15 protein-coding genes and 3 pseudogenes are annotated in these 14321 nt (G+C 69.1%); 4 read left to right on the plus strand and 14 right to left on the minus strand.

The genetic code is table 11. The features are described 5' to 3' along the window. Positions 1–63 precede the first annotated feature (63 nt). From ACFV9H_RS34160 to ACFV9H_RS34185, 6 genes and pseudogenes are all read right to left on the minus strand, one after another. A pseudogene (locus ACFV9H_RS34160) lies at positions 64–1513 on the minus strand (transposase). 206 nt (positions 1514–1719) lie between these two features. Continuing rightward, on the minus strand, positions 1720–3081 hold the full coding sequence (locus ACFV9H_RS34165; protein WP_385406137.1) for a DUF4158 domain-containing protein: 1362 nt from the start codon (positions 3079–3081) through the stop codon (positions 1720–1722). Positions 3082–3221: 140 nt separating this feature from the next. Further along, a complete protein-coding gene (locus ACFV9H_RS34170; protein WP_385406140.1) occupies positions 3222–3491 on the minus strand; it encodes a hypothetical protein in 270 nt (89 codons plus the stop codon). A gap of 419 nt (positions 3492–3910) precedes the next feature. Continuing rightward, a complete protein-coding gene (locus ACFV9H_RS34175) occupies positions 3911–4804 on the minus strand; it encodes a PhzF family phenazine biosynthesis protein (protein ID WP_385406143.1) in 894 nt (297 codons plus the stop codon). 110 nt (positions 4805–4914) lie between these two features. Continuing rightward, on the minus strand, positions 4915–5226 hold the full coding sequence (locus tag ACFV9H_RS34180; protein ID WP_385406145.1) for an EthD family reductase: 312 nt from the start codon (positions 5224–5226) through the stop codon (positions 4915–4917). Continuing rightward, a complete protein-coding gene (locus ACFV9H_RS34185) occupies positions 5219–5422 on the minus strand; it encodes a hypothetical protein (RefSeq protein ID WP_385406148.1) in 204 nt (67 codons plus the stop codon). Before ACFV9H_RS34185 ends, ACFV9H_RS34180 begins: the two co-directional genes overlap by 8 nt. 139 nt (positions 5423–5561) lie before the next feature. On the opposite strand from ACFV9H_RS34185, the gene ACFV9H_RS34190 reads away from it, so the two are divergent. Then, the gene (locus ACFV9H_RS34190; RefSeq protein ID WP_385406150.1) at positions 5562–5858 is read left to right on the plus strand and encodes a winged helix-turn-helix transcriptional regulator; all 297 of its coding nucleotides are present in this window, start codon (positions 5562–5564) and stop codon (positions 5856–5858) included. 58 nt (positions 5859–5916) lie between these two features. Here the strand turns inward: ACFV9H_RS34190 and ACFV9H_RS34195 are convergent, their stop codons facing one another. Next, the gene (locus ACFV9H_RS34195; protein ID WP_385406215.1) at positions 5917–6096 is read right to left on the minus strand and encodes a hypothetical protein; all 180 of its coding nucleotides are present in this window, start codon (positions 6094–6096) and stop codon (positions 5917–5919) included. On the opposite strand from ACFV9H_RS34195, the pseudogene ACFV9H_RS34200 reads away from it, so the two are divergent. Then, a pseudogene (locus ACFV9H_RS34200) lies at positions 6086–6160 on the plus strand (site-specific integrase); the annotation flags it as partial. The gene ACFV9H_RS34195 and the pseudogene ACFV9H_RS34200 sit on opposite strands and share 11 nt — an antisense overlap. A 45-nt stretch (positions 6161–6205) precedes the next feature. Here ACFV9H_RS34200 and ACFV9H_RS34205 read toward each other — a convergent pair. After that, entirely contained in the window at positions 6206–6661 is a 456-nt protein-coding gene (locus ACFV9H_RS34205; protein ID WP_385406210.1) for an FAD-dependent oxidoreductase, read from the minus strand. A gap of 75 nt (positions 6662–6736) precedes the next feature. Between ACFV9H_RS34205 and ACFV9H_RS34210 the strand changes: the two are divergent. Beyond that, positions 6737–6893 (plus strand): annotated as a pseudogene (locus tag ACFV9H_RS34210) (IS982 family transposase); the annotation flags it as partial. Positions 6894–7032: 139 nt separating this feature from the next. On the opposite strand, the gene ACFV9H_RS34215 reads toward ACFV9H_RS34210, so the two are convergent. The 4 genes from ACFV9H_RS34215 to ACFV9H_RS34230 form a co-directional block, all read right to left on the minus strand. After that, complete coding sequence (locus ACFV9H_RS34215; protein ID WP_385406153.1) at positions 7033–8430, minus strand: alpha/beta fold hydrolase; 1398 nt, start codon at positions 8428–8430, stop codon at positions 7033–7035. Positions 8431–9003: 573 nt separating this feature from the next. Further along, positions 9004–9423 (minus strand): hypothetical protein, encoded by a 420-nt coding sequence (locus tag ACFV9H_RS34220; protein ID WP_385406156.1) that lies wholly within the window; start codon positions 9421–9423, stop codon positions 9004–9006. Between the two features lie 183 nt (positions 9424–9606). Next, positions 9607–10035, minus strand: a complete 429-nt coding sequence (locus tag ACFV9H_RS34225; RefSeq protein ID WP_385406158.1) for a hypothetical protein — start codon at positions 10033–10035, stop codon at positions 9607–9609. Between the two features lie 384 nt (positions 10036–10419). After that, on the minus strand, positions 10420–10827 hold the full coding sequence (locus ACFV9H_RS34230; RefSeq protein WP_385406161.1) for a hypothetical protein: 408 nt from the start codon (positions 10825–10827) through the stop codon (positions 10420–10422). A gap of 281 nt (positions 10828–11108) precedes the next feature. Here ACFV9H_RS34230 and ACFV9H_RS34235 point away from each other — a divergent pair, with 281 nt between their 5' ends. Then, positions 11109–11663, plus strand: a complete 555-nt coding sequence (locus ACFV9H_RS34235; protein WP_385406163.1) for a hypothetical protein — start codon at positions 11109–11111, stop codon at positions 11661–11663. Between the two features lie 371 nt (positions 11664–12034). On the opposite strand, the gene ACFV9H_RS34240 is transcribed toward ACFV9H_RS34235, so the two are convergent. Beyond that, positions 12035–12634, minus strand: coding sequence for a hypothetical protein (locus ACFV9H_RS34240; RefSeq protein ID WP_385406166.1), 600 nt, complete (start codon positions 12632–12634; stop codon positions 12035–12037). A gap of 138 nt (positions 12635–12772) precedes the next feature. Next, positions 12773–14260: a helix-turn-helix domain-containing protein gene (locus ACFV9H_RS34245; protein WP_385406168.1), complete on the minus strand. Its 1488-nt coding sequence runs from the start codon at positions 14258–14260 to the stop codon at positions 12773–12775. Positions 14261–14321: the final 61 nt, after the last annotated feature.

Here is a 14321-nt window from a genome sequence, read left to right on the forward strand (position 1 = left end):
GGGGTCCCCCGCCGCGGGGCCGGGGCCCCCCCCTCTGGGGGGCGGCGCCGAGCCCGATCGCTGCTACAGCCCGGCTCCGGGATCGCCCACGGCCACGGTCCGCAGCGGCCGGTGTCCCTGGTCGTCGAGCTGGGCGAGTTCGTGTTCGTAGTCGATGGTGATGGAGCCGTAGTAGTTCACCACCGAACTGCGGGCCGGGGAGATGTGCGCCAGGACCTCGGCGTCCACCTCGCGGCCGGCCCCGCGCAGTTCGCCGACGGCCAGACCCATGTACTCGGTGTGCCAGCAGACCACCGCGTTTGTCACCACCGTCAGGCACCACGCCTGCTCGTTCTGCTGCTCGGGCTGACGACGGGTGATCTTGCCCTCGCGGGCATAGTGGAGTTGGCGGCGCAGGGCGTGCAAGGACTCCCTTGTTCAGCTGCCGGGCGATCTTTCGCCGGTAGCCCTCGTCCGACCGGTATTTCGCCGCGTAGATCGTTCTGCGGATCGCCCCGTATTCCTTGAGCGCGGCGGCGAGCGCGTTCTGCCGGGAGGATGCGGAGAGCTTGCCGACGATCAGGGAGGCGGTGGCGTGCCCGTACTTCAACGATCCGGCCAGGCGGAGCAGGTCGTCCCAGTGGTCGGCGACCAGGTCCAGGTTGGCCTTCTTCGTCAGCAGCGGCCCGGCCTTCGGGAACCGCTCCTCGTAGTCGCTCTTGGCGCCCATCCGGTACAGGGTGATCTTGCCCAGGTCGCGGATACGGGGCGAGAGCTGCTTGCCCACCAGGTCGAACAGCCCAAAGTTGACCAAGGTCACGCCATGCGTGTCTGTAGCGTGCTCAGTGATCGGCAGGTCGGTGGCGTTGCCCAGGATCTCGTCCAGCACGTAGTGCGCCTCGCGGTGCGTGGCCACGATGACCTTTGTGCCGAAGGTGGAGTGCTGGTCGGAGACGTGGGTGTACGTGGAGATGCCCTCGGACACGAAGTACTTGTTCAGATGTCGGGCGGTGATCGACTTGCCCCGGGTGGGAAACCGCTGCCCGTCGGAGGAGGACAGGGTGCCGGAGCCGAACATCGCGGTCACCGGCAGCTTGTGGTGGTAGTTGACCAGGCAGATGTTCGCCTCACGCAGCGTCTCCTCGCGGATGTACCACTCCGCGGTCCACGCCAGCACGTCGTACGGAATGCCGCAGGACGCGGCCATGCCGTGCAGACCGAGATTCGTGGAGAGCCCGATCAGGCACGCGATCAGGTTCCTTTTGAGCTGTGGAGAGCGGGCCTGTTTGCCGCCAGCATGGACGAAGCAGTCCAGGAAACCGGTGTGCCGGTCCATCTCCACCAGCAGCGAGGCGATCGGCACGTTCGGCAGCATCCGCTCCAGCTCGGCATGCAGCTCCTCGGCCTCGGACGGGATGTCCTCCGCCGTCAGCGGCGAGATGACCAGCTCCCCGGCGTCGTTCAGCCGGACCGGCCCATCACCGCGCCCCAGGACCTCCTCCAGGTCTGTCAGGGCCTCATCGAGTTCGTCCATCACCAGCGGCAGGGCCTGTGAGGCGTCGGGGCTCTTGCCGACCAAGCGGCAGAACTCCGTGCGGTGCGTCTCCCACTGGGCGGGCTTGAACAGGTAGGCGGCTGGGTTGTCGTACCGGCGCGAGCCCGGCACGAACACGTCCCCCGAGCGCAGGCCGTCGCGCAGCGCGAGCAGCGTGCACAGCTCCCAGTAGTGCCGGTACGCGGTCACATCCCCTTCGCCGCGGCCTCGTCCAGGTAGCCCTGCCACCGGGTCGGCACGAACAGCGTCGGCGCGTTGTCGGGGACGTTGCGGGCGCCGGTGGCGTTCAGCTCCCGCAGGATCGTGAGCGCCTCGATCAGCGGCTGGGCGTCGGTGCCGCCGGCGAACCGCACCGCCTGAAGCACCTTCGGCGCGAACTGCCGGATGTAGGTGTAGGAGCCCTCCAGCAGCGCCAGGTGCCCGTGGTCCTTCGGCAACCGCACCGTGGCCGCGGCGTGTGCGGCCCGCAGCCGGGACATGCCGATCTTCCCGCGCAGTAGTGTCCCCACCGCCTCGTCCGGGATACCGGCATCGGCCAGCACGGGCAGGATCTCCTCCAGCAGGGCGAGCCGGTCCTCGGAGAGCTTGGCCCGCTCGGCGAGCACCTCGCGTAGCTTGATCCGCACGCGGGACTCCGAGCCCGACAGGGTCTGGTCGAAGAGCTGGACGACGGAGTCGAGGACGTCGACCGAGGACTGCGCGAGCAGTGTCAGCAGGATCGGATGGCGCCGGTTGGGCTCGCGCCGCACCAGGGCCTGCGCAGTCAGCCGACGCCCAATCTGGGCCAGATAGCGGCGCCGTTCGGCGGGCAAGGACGACATGTCGAGTGTGTCCGCGCCAAGTCCCCGCAGGAACCTCAGCTTCTCCACCTCGCCACCCACACTGTTGGGCGACGCCTGCACCGGGCCGGTGACCAGCCAGTGCAGTCGCGAGGACCGCAGCTTCGCATCAAACACCAGCAACCCGTCCAAGCCCACCGCCCGCTCGGGGTCCAGCAGATGGGCCACGCGCGCGTGGGTCTCCTGCTCGGCGGCCTCGCGGGCTGTGGCGACCTTCTCCAGCAGCGAGACGACACCCGGCCGGATCACCTTCGCCGAACGCAGGTACTCGCAGCCCAGCCGGAACAGCAGGCTCGGGGCGTCGTGTTCCATCGCACGGGCCAGCAGGAACTCGTCCAGCTCCTTGAGCTCGATGGTCTTCGCCGGCTTCCAGCCCAGATACTCGGCGATCTCCCGCAGATGGTCGGTACGGGTCTGCTCACGCTCGCCGTAGGCCGCCATATCGGCTACGGCGAGCCCGAGCTGGCGAGCCAGGCGGCCGACCGCCGCGGGCGGAGCGGCGGGCACATCGTCGGGGACGAAGCCCAGCCAAGGCAGGGCAGACAGCTGCACAGCGGCGCCGAGCACGTTCTGGGCCCGGCGGAACTTCCGCAGGAACGCCTCGTCCGCCGGGGTGAGGGTGAAGTACCGGATCAGCTCGTCCTTGCCGATCGACGGGAATGACCTCAGGGCCTCCAGCTCCTCATCACTGAAAACCCTCGTCGCCATCCGACCGCCCTCCCGTCACCGTCACCCGGTCAGCCCAACGAGCCACCCTGCGCCCGGCAACGGGCCACCACCCCGGCTTCCCCGAGATCGCCCCAGATCAGGGGAGCCTCGCAGGCTTAGCGTTGTTTTTTCGGCGAGTACTACTGGGACCCCATCGCGGCCACGGTCGGCGCCGGCTCGGCGGCTTCGATGCGCGGGCCCGGAACCCAGGCCCGGCCGGGACCGCGGTCGTCGGGCACGGCGACGTCGAGTTCCTCGCGGAGCGCGGGGACGAGGATGAAGCGGGCGGTGTGGTACTTGGTCGCGGTCTTGCCGCCGCGGGTGGGGGCACGGGCTCCCGGCCGGAGCCTCGCATTAGGGCAGTCGTGTCGTTCTACCGCATTTGCGGCTTGTGCGGTCGTGAGATCCAACCGGGAAGTCTCTCAGAACTGCTTTGCAGAACGCAGAAGTTTTGAGAGGTTTTCTGCGAATGGCGACCTAGGGAAACGTGATCACCGGAAGGGGTCTCGTAGAACTCTCGCATCTGGTCATTTGTGAGAGTCCCGGACCTCGTACATCAGTGTCCGTCCTCGAAGAGCTCGGCCAGGTCTGGCACCATCTGTGGCAGGGGCCCGGGGTTGATGGCCGATCACGTCGCACTGGTGCGACTCGTACCTACTTGTCGTCTCCTCTTCGTCTTGTTCGGGCCGCCGCCCTTCCGGCGAGCCGGTCATCGTCTCGAACGGCCCTGGCTCGGTGCGTCGGTCGGGGCTGCGGCCGCCAACCGGGTGCCAACGCTTGCCCGCAGCGACAGCCCCAGCCCCATGCGCGGATCGCAGAAGAGGACGGTTTAGTCGTCGCCTCGGTGTCCGTCGCGGACCACCGCCAACCCGCCGACCCGGGTTGTGATGCCCGCCGGCCCGCGCCGGGCGGAAGCGAGCACGCTGGCTGGTCGACCGAGGGTGTCGCCCTGCTCCACCTCGATCGCGACCGTCTGCGCCCCTGTCGTGTCGAGCAGGTGGGCGGCCAGGCAGCCGGTGCTGTTGGCGTTGGCGACGTCCTCGTCGACACCGATCGCCGGCGCGAACATCCGCGCCGCACCCGGTCGGTCGCCCACCGGCGGTACGTACACGAAACAGCCGAGGAGCCCGTACCGCCGGCACGCCGCTGTCAGCCTGCCGAGGTGTGGGTGGACTCGGAGCAGCGCCGACCGGTCGCGGACGGGTACCAGCATGCGTGGTGCGCCGGGCGCGGCGACCCGTGGCGCGTCGGTCGGCTGCGGATCGTCCGCGGTGAGCCCGAGCGCGGCGACGATCGCGGCGCGCTCGTCCGGTGCCGGGTGGCGCAGCGCGACGAGGCCCTGGTCGAACCACACCTCGATGCCCGCGGTGCGGCGGATCGCGACGGTGTCGAACGTGCGCCCGCCGGTGTGTTGGCGGTCGCTCAGCTCGCCCAGCGCGGTGCGGGTCAACCGGACGGCCTGCGCGGCGACGGTGCCGTGGCCGCAGCCGGACAGTTCGGCGGTGGCGGTGGCGGTGGCGGTGAAGAACCGGACCGGCCGGCCACCGTCCGGCGTCCGTCCCGGGCCGAGGAACGCCGTGTGCGAGGTGCCGGCCGCAGCAGCGACCGCGCGCCGGTTGGCGTCCGTCGCCGCCGGGTCGTCGTCGGTGACGGCCGTGGGGCTACCGCCCCGGCCGTCGCGCCGCACGCACGCATCAACCACCGTGACATCCGGCCAGGACACCGGCCCACCTTTTACGCTCAACGAACCGGCAACCGCCAACGGCGTCCGCCGCTGGCCGGACCCGGCCTTGAGCGGCCGGCCGGACGCGTCCCGGAGCGTACCGGCCTGCCTCAGCCGGTGCCGTCCTGTACCGGATAGTTGATGATGACCACCCCGCCGGTGGCGTAGTTGGCGACATCGGCGGCCAGCCGCCGGCCGTGCGGCGACGCCAGCGCCGCGTCCATGGCGGCGGCGTCAGCGAAGTCGGCTTCGAAGACCGCGAAATACGGCGCTTCTCCCTCGAGCGCCGCCACGTCGAAGCTGTAGCGCCACGCAAGCGGGCCGGGCCAATTCTTGACCAGCGGAAGGTGGTTGGTCACGTAGTAGTCGCGGAAGTGGTCAGGGTCGGCGGGCTCGGAATACAGGACAACAAGCTTATGCATGACGACCTCCGTCCAGAGACGTCAGCTGGCTGCCCAACTCGTAGCGACCCCACCCGTGCATGGCGCCGGCCATCGGGAGGTTTCTGGCGAACATCCGGAACAGCCCGATCGGCGGGGCGTCCTCGGGCATCATGCGCGCGAGCCGTGCGCCGTCCTGGTCGGTGCACGGCGGTTCCAGCAGGGCTATCCGCGACATCGGCTCTCCCGTCGAGTTCGTTTCGAAATCAGAAACGCTGGGTGGATGCTAGTGTTTCGAAAAACGAAACGCAAGGAGGGTCATGCCGACACCGCGCCCAGGAACACCGGTTCGTGGATCGACTACCGGCCGTCCCCTCATGGCCGCGATGGACCTGTTCGGCCGTCGGTGGGCGCTGCGAATTCTCTGGGAACTGCGTGCGGGTCCGCTCGGCGCCCGCGCGCTGCTGGCACGGTGCGAAGGGCTGTCATCCAGCGTCCTCTACCAGCGGCTCCGTGAACTCGCATCGAGCGGGATCATCGTCCCCTCGGCCGATGGCTACGAGCTGACTCGGCTGGGGACAGCACTCCGTGATGCCCTCCGTCCGCTCGACGAATGGGCGATCACCTGGGCGCAGGAGCAAGAACACAACGATCAGGAGCCCACGGAGACGTAAAGATCACGCCCGACCAGGTGGAGCGGTGATCTGACGGACGCCGACTCGGGACACGGGCTCACGCGGCCTGTGAAAACCCCTCGGTCGCTGTCTCGTCGCCGCGCAGAGGGGTGAAGTCGACGTCCAGGCGCGGGTCGTACGCGTCGGGCTCGTCGCCGAGCTCGTGGATGTGCTCGGTCAGGTACGGCGAGACCTGTGCCAGGCCCTCCGGGGCATGCCCATCCCCTCGGCATTTCAAGCCGTCTCCTGAGGCGATCGCGGAGCTCACCAGCCTGCTCGCCCCGGGCGACAGCCGCCGGTGAGCGCGGGGGCCTCCACGGGAAAGGGGTGTCTGCTGGGCCCCGTGCTCAGGCGCCGGACCCGGTGCGGGCTCCGTACTTGCCGCCGCGGGACGCCAGCTCCTTGATGGCGACCGCGGTGCGCCCGGTGAGGTAGGCCCGCCGGAGGGTGTCGTCGGGGCGGGTGAACTGGCCCACCGCGTTCTTCCGTCCGAGCGTGACGGCCCGAGCGACGTAGCGCAGGGAGTACGGCTCGGGCTTGCGGCCCTCGATCAGGTGCGCCAGGGTGTCCACCGCATGAGCAGCCTGCGGCGCGGCGAGCGCGCAGGCGAAACGGGCTCCGGGGACTGCCGCGCAGTCGCCCACGGCGAAGATCCGTTCGTCGTTGACACTGCGCAGGTACTCATCCACGAGCGCACGGCCGTCCGCATCGACCTGGAGGCCGCTGCGTGCCGCGAGTTCGGGGACGCCGGCCACGATCGCCAACAAGGTCAGGTCGGAGGCGAAGGCCGCTCCCGACCGCAGGTGCACGACGCGGCGCGTACGCGAACCCGGCCAGGGTGAGCAGGCCGAACACGATGTCGCTGTAGGCGGCGGTGCGAGCACCTGCTCAAACCGATCCGGCAGCTCATCGAGTCCGTGAACGACACCCTCAAAGGCCAACTCGACCTCGAACGCGGCCCTGACCGCAGCCATCTGGCACAACCGGGCCGCCGGAACACCGCTGACCAGGTCATTGATCGCCTACGACCACTGACCAGAACTTCGGACTTACTCGTCTGGTCCTGGCTCGGACACCGGGAGCAAGTCGCTCGCCGCATCTGTGAGGGGCTCCCACATCATGGGAGCCCCTCACACGTTTTTGGGCAGCACTCCTCTGGAGGCTGTGCGCGGTTCTACGTGCCGGCGCTCGCCACGCCACTCGCATCGACGGTGAACTGTCCGTTCGCGGCGCCGTTGAAGGTCCCGTTCTTGATCCATTCGATCAGTGCCGCCTTGAGCGTGGCATGGGGTCCGGCCCAGGGTTCGCCGGGCCGTCCGCCGTACGGGGTTCCCGATTCCGGCGTGCAACGCTGCTCGGAGCAGCCCTCGTTCAGGAGTGCGTGGCTCGCGCATCGGACCTGCACGAGCACCTTGTTCGTCATCGAAGCGGGGAGAGCGTTGTAGATGGCCGGCGCGTTGGCCGGCGGAGCGGTCGTGTCCTCGAAACCCTGGATGACCAGAGAGGGTGTGGTCAGCTGTCCCGCGACGGTGGTGTTCCAGCCGTAGCTGGAGAACACCGGCGAGCGGGTGAGGCCGGTCGGGTTGTCGGGGTCGATCCCTCCCCACTCGCGGCCCACGGTTTCCTGCTCCAGCAGCTGCGACCGGAACTGCTCCTGGCTACCCGGTACGACGTGGCCGGTGCAGGCCGCCTCGCGATCTGGCGGCATTCGCCAGCCCGCGGCAGCGGCGGATGAGGGGTCGTTGACGCGCAGGGGGAAGGTGGCGAAGCCGGTCGGCGGCGGCGTTTCCTCGGTCGGGAAGCCGAAGACCGACGACAGGAAGACGACGCGGTTGACCTTGGCGATGTAGCCGGCGCTTCCGGGAAGGACCGGATTGGCCGCGTACAGCGTCCGGGCGGCGAGCTGCCCGCCGAACGAATAGCCGAGCAGGGTGACCTTGCCGTCCGTCGGCTGCGCGCGGGCGATGGCGTCGTCGATGACCTGGCGGATGTCCCGTACGAAGGTGTCGACGCGTGCGAAGCGGACATTGCTCGAGTGTGCGCGCCGCTCTCCGCCCAGCGGATTCGTCAGCAGCAGCGCCCCCTGCTGATCGAGGGGGAACGGGATGTGAGTGCGGTCGCACCCCTCGGGGTGGGGGCAGGTGCCATCCGCGTTGTAGGGCCTGAGGCTCGCGTTGCCGGGATCGTCCAGACCGTTCTCGAAGTGCGTCGAGCGGCCGAAGCCGATCAGGTTGGGGGCGAAGGAGTCGACTCCTGCCCGGGCGAGGGCCTTCTGCACGCTGAGCTCGCCGCCGCCGGTGGCTGGGTGTCGCAGGTCGAACGAGGGTGGCCCGGTTGTGGACCCGCCGTGGATCAGCACCGCAGCCCTGTTGGGCACCGACGCGCATTTGCCGTTCGCGTACACGGGGCTGACGCGGTGGACCTGGAGCCTGGCCTGGCGCCCGTCGAACTGCGGGTCCGGCATCAGCCCGGGCGGCACCCTGAAGCGCAGCCAGTGATCCCGGACCGCGACGCCGGTCGGTACCTCGTCGCAGAGCTTGGACGACGATACGAGGCGGTCGGCAGCAGCCATGGATTCGCCAGAGCCGACGGCACCCACGATCAGGCACAGAGACAGCACGAGCCACCGCTTCCGGGCCCCAGCCCCAGCCCCGGCCCCGGCCCCGCGGAGCCTCCCGGAGCGAAGGGTTCCGGACAGCCATGCCCGCCGCCGGTTCCGCCACCCCGGTCTCTGGTCCGCGTACCCGTTCGCCAGGCGCGCGTGACTCTCTGATCTGGCGTGCATTGCATCTCCTGCCTGCGCCGTTGCACATCGGGCGGGTACGGCCGCCCTCGGGCCGTACCCGCCCGTCGTCCGGGGTGCGCCGTCAGCAGCATCCTTCGCTGGGCCGTGACGCCCTGCCAGGCAGGCTCGGCCGATCGGACGCGGCCCCGCACACGCAGCCTGCCGCTGCCTGCAGGGCGGGGTTATTTGCCCTGATGCCACAAGTGCGCGTTGGGCTGCTACCACGCATCCAGGCCCCGGCCGGCCTACCCGGTCGGCGACCTCTTGCAGGGACAGGCTCGCGAAGCCTCCCACTCCGCCCGCGCCTCCTCCGGGCGGTGTGCTCCTAGTAGTCCACTGCCGCGCGCAGGGTGGGGGGTGTCAGTCGCCGAGTGAGGCGAACCACTTGCCGCTCTTCGCCTCGTCGGCGGTCGCGGTGATGCTGCCCCGGTGGGAGATTTCGACGGCGTAGAACGGCCGGTCACCAGGAACGTTCGGAACGCTGATCGCGAAGACACAGCCGCTGCTTTGCGGGTTTCCGGCGGGGAGGGAACTGGTCGCGACGGTCGCCCCCTTGTCGTCCTTGACGATGACCGACGCCCCGGCCGCGATGTCGTTGTACCCGCCCTTGCCCTTGCAGCCGTTGGAGCCCATGACGTAGTCCCCGTATCCCGCGAGCAGGAAGTTCCCGGTGAGAGTGAAGGTGGCGGCGGCCTTCGGCTCGTCCTCCTCGCCGGTCACGGCGAGGACCCCGATGGTCCCGGCGATCCCGGCGAGGACACCGGCTATCCCGGTCGCCACGGGAAGAATCCACGCAGGGCGAGGCTTGGCCGGCGGCATCAGAGGAGGGTGGGGGTAGCCGTCGGCGGGGCCGGGCTGCTGGGAATCGGTCGGGTACGTCACGGCGGTCCTTCGGTATGTGCCCGCGTGCGGGCGTGGTGGGATGCCGGGCGTGCTCGCGCCGGCGGGGCCAATGCCCTCGGGTCAGTTGCCGGCGGGCGTGCTGTTGTGCACGAGGGCGCGGCGCGTGAGGAGTACGGCGGTACGGGGCGCGTCCTCGGTGCGGTCCAGGGAAACGAACACACGCTGCACGCCCGCGCTGTCGGTGGGGAGGGTCACCGCGGGGTGCTGCTCGTACTCGGCGGCCTGGTCGTGCGGCAGCCGGATCTCCACGGTGCCCGACCCGAAAATCAGGTACGCCGCCGCGCGCGGTACGTCGGCGGTGAGGACTCGGACATAGTGCTCTTCCTTCGTCGCGTCGGGGTTGGTGCGGCGCCGCTCCACCCGCACGCCCTCGTCAGCGGTGATCGCGGTCAGGAACTCCCAGGACAGCAGGGTTCTCGTCGGGTCGGTGATGCGGTCCGTGAACAGGGCGAACAGTTCGGAGCGGTCGGACAGCGGCAGCATGGTCACATCAGCGCCTTTCCAGGCATGGATGGGTCACAAGGGGACGGGTTTGAGTGGTTGGCTCTACTGGCGCCGGGGGGGGTGAGGGCAGCCAGGGCCAGGGCGGCGGCTGCGTAGTACGGGGAGGGGCCGTTTGAGCCCGCCTCTACCCGCAGTGCGCGTTCCCGCCGGTCGGCGGCCTCGCGCAGGGCCTGACGCAGATTACGTGCCGGCCGTACAGGTACCGACCGGCGGGTGAGCGCATCCCGCAGCTCCCGGGCCACGCCACGGGCAGCCGATGCCGCCCACTGTCCCCGCGACCAGGACGACCCGGTACGCGTGAACAGCCACTTCAGTGAAGTCTGCTTGACCGGTCCACGCCTTTGCCGAGGATGCGCACGCCAGGCAGAGTCAGCATCCGGGGCCGATCGGCGGAGACGATGTCAGGGCGAAGGCAGCGTTCCGCAGTTGGGCCGCCCACGTGTGCTGGTCAAGCCCCAACGTGTACTCGATGCAGCAATCGCATTGCGGGATCAGCGCCACGAACGATTGCTCCGCCGCGGTCTCGATCTCCATCTCCCACCAGTCGTCCGTCGCCAGGTCAGCGGGAGTCATGTCTCCGTCGACGAGGCTCGCCGCCATCCGGCGCAGAGCGTGGCGCCGTGCCAGGCCCCGATCCGGCAACCCGATCCCGGCCTCGGCAAGTGCCTGCTCGAACGCGTCACGAATATCGCGGGCGTCCGCGTTACGAGGCCAACCGGCGAGCTCGCACAATGTCGGGGTGTCCACTCCGGCTGCGAGCGCCTCGGCAGCGATCATCGGCAGATCCTCCGGGCGTATCTCATCCGCCTGAAAACGGCACGCCACCTCACCCAGAGATGTGAGCCCACTCTGCATAGAGGTATCCGGTTCCGGTGTCGTCCCTTCTGCTCCCATGGCTCCTACGGTGTCAGCACCGTTTCCAGGGAAGGCAGCCAGGGGCGGGCCCGCTCGCCAGCCGTTTCAGGGTTCCGGCAGCTGCTTCGTGCCCAGCCTGCCGCAGTTACCCACATGGAGGACTGTGTCGTGCCCGTCCGCATCACCCCCGTGATAGTGGCGGTATGGCTGCCGCTGAACCGCACCCCCGGCCCCACCTGACCGACTGGCTGGCATCCATCGCGGCTGTCATCGCCCTGGTGGTGGCCTTCCTGGGCTACCTCCAGGCCTCCGCAGCCAACAAGGAGGCGCGCAGAGCCAACAACGAAGCGCGCAGAGCCAACGATGAGACCGAACGACTCGTGAAACGCGAGCAAGCCGCCCAAATCTCTTTCTACTGGCAAAGGAAGGACGGCAAGGAGAGCCTGCAGTTGGTGAACCACTCCCTCTCTTGGATCGCCGACGTCATCGTGTCGTTCAAGGACGGCACCTACATCGATGTCGGCTCATTGGGCGGGTGCACCGAGTGGTCAATCGAGCCCTTCGCCAGAAGGGACCCGGACGGAACCGAGCAGCCGCTCGCGACTCCCGCTCGGCTGGATTTCACCGATTCACTGGCCCCCTCGGGCACGTGGACGGTCACTGACCGACTTCGGCCGCAGCAAGAAGTCCCGACGAAGAACGAGGAAATCTCCGCGTCCGTCAGCACACACCTGGCAGACACTGAGCACTGTGGTTGAGTTGCGTCACCACGGCCGCTGACGCATTGGCAACCCTCTCACTTCTGGAGCCGGAGACCTGAACTTGGCCGGCCGCCGATGCCCGAGGGCGCCCAGCCGAAGGTCCGTCGATGCGGCGGCGCCCGCGAGGACCATGTACTGAAGAGTGGTGTAGTGGGACGCCGGGGCCGCCTGGTTACTGCCCCGCTGCTCAAGGGCCGCACCCGCGAGCCCGTGTTCGTCACCCACAAGCGTCCCGGGCCCCGCACGCTGGTCAGCCCGCGCGGCCTCCGCCCGGACGCCGGGCTCGCCCGCCTCTCCTACGGGCAGGCCCGCGCGGGGCGATTCCTGAATGGCAGGCCATACGGCCTTCGCCGAGCGAGCGGGCCGTCCTACGCTCGCGCCACCGCCTGCACGCAGGCCAGCGCACCGCCGAGCTGGGCCGCGGTCACCGGGCCGCGGTCCGGGAGCGACGCCTGCTGCCAGGCGCGGAGCGCCAGGTCCTTGTCACCGTCAGCGGCCTGGAGGACGTGGCCCTTCGCCTCGTCCTCGCCGATGGAGTCCGTCTCCGGGCCGAGGTCCATCAAGTGCACCACCACCCGCGCCTTGTGCATCGGATTCGACGCCAGCGCCTCCATCTCCTTGTAGACCAGCACCCGGCGCCCTACCAGCGCCTGAGCCCGCGCGATCATCGCGGCACCCGCATCCGTGTCACCCCGGTCCGTACGGATCGCCGGCTCCAGTTCACCCGAGACGTTGCGCAGCAGCAGCACACCCCGCGTACTCGACTCCTCCACCGTGACGCCCAACAGCGTCGCGGGAAACCGGGTCGCCGCGCCCAGCCGCTGGATGTCCCGGGCCACCACATCGCCCAGGACGAAGAGATCCACGGCCAGCGCCCGCACCCTGGCCTGCCACGCGGACTCCTCCCCCACCGCGCACGGACCGGCCGCCTGCGCGGCAGCGACGACAAGGGACTGATGACTGCTCATGCACCCATCATGGCCCCCGCCACCACGCGGCCACAGGCCGCCCACCCAACCCGACAAGAACGGCAGCCGGCCCATGGACCAGCGGCGAGAGCGGGTCCACCTGGTGATCGGGCAGGCCTGTCGAAGATCGAAGGGCCGTCAACGCCCGTTCAAGGCCGCAGCGTGCGAGTCGCTTTGGAACTGGTCCAGGAGTTCTGCACCGGGCTGATCGGGCAGCACGAAAGCCGCCAGAGCGCGTAGAACCGGCTCGGCCGGAATCCATTGTGCGCTCGCGGTGCTGTGGGGTCCCAACTCTGCGTAGGGCCGTATGCGTCGTGGCAGGACGCCGGTCTGTTCCCTCAATGTCCTGAGGCCGAGTACGAACGACTCCAAGAGTGCGAACCAGTGGCCGTGCGAGTGGGGTGCCAGGTCTTCGAAGGCCTGCCACCGGACGCCTGCGCCGGTTGGCGGGGCATAGGGGAACCGGTAGAACGGGTGTTGCTTCTCCCCGAGACCCAGGTCGAACTCGACACCGACCGAAATGAGTGTCACGGGGTCGTCGGCTGTGTTGCTGACGCGTACGCCGATGTGACCCCCTGCGCGGCCGGCGTCTGCGATCTGATCGCGATCCAGATCACATGCCTGGAGCTGACCGTTCCCGGTATCGGCTCCCGCAATCAGCTCGAGGGTGAGCCGGGTTTCGGTGGGAATCGAGAGTGACTGTTCCACCTGGATATCGCGGTCTGCCGGTGTGTGCGGGGCAATCGTCTGGCCGGATCGCGCGAGTTGCCTGGCCTTCCACATCTCGATCTCCTCCGCCGTGTACGAGGGGTCGGAGTCGATGAGTCGGTGGTGGGCGGGGCACAGAATGAGCATGTTGGAAGGTCCGGAAGGGTCGTCCTTGAACTCCGCATCGTGCCGGATGGAGCCCTGTCCGAGCGTACGGATGTGCACGAGCTCTCCTGTGACCGTGGCTTCCCCCCGGTGCCAGCGGACCAGGGACTCGGTGCATCCGGGAAAGGCACACGAGGCCGCGCTGCCGAAAAGCTCCTTGAGCACAGTTCCTCGAAGGCCGGCTGGTCCAGTGAGCGCTCTCGTGGCCTGTGCCCGCTCCCAGACACCCTTGAGTACGCCGAGTTCGTCCCCGGTTGCGCCGAGAGCCTCGGCGAGCTTGGCCGTGGTCTCCCATGTGGGCAGGCTGATACCGGACATTGCCCTGCTGACGGATGACGCCGTGAGCCCGGAGGTAGCCGCAAGGGCCCTGAGGGAAGGGCCACCGGACTTCTGGTGAAGGGATCTCAGTTCGTCGGCCAAGGCGCCTTGGGCCTGGCCCGCGGGAGCAACCGACTGCTCGGAATCGTCCCCTGGGCTCTTCCTGCCGGCACGGTCTGCCTCGACTCGTTGACGCCGGCGGAGCCACGGGGCGGGATCGTCACCCCACGCCCTCACCACGGATGCCAGGACATCGGCGCCGGGAAGTCGCTTGCCGCCGGCGGCAGCGTAGAGGGTCGCGAGGGGGATGGCCGTGGCCATGTGGGTTTCCCGAATGGACATGCCGGACCGCGCGTGCAGATCTCTCAGCGCACGGACGAAGGCCTGCATGGACTCATCGACCTGGATGTCGCGCGGCGGCCTCTGGCGTCCCATCTTTCCTCCCACCATCCATTCTCGGGTGTTGCCTACGGGTGACGCAACACCCGCTAGGCTG

Source organism: Streptomyces sp. NPDC059874 (assembly GCF_042731135.1).
In the GTDB taxonomy this organism is placed as follows: Bacteria; Actinomycetota; Actinomycetes; order Streptomycetales; family Streptomycetaceae; genus Streptomyces.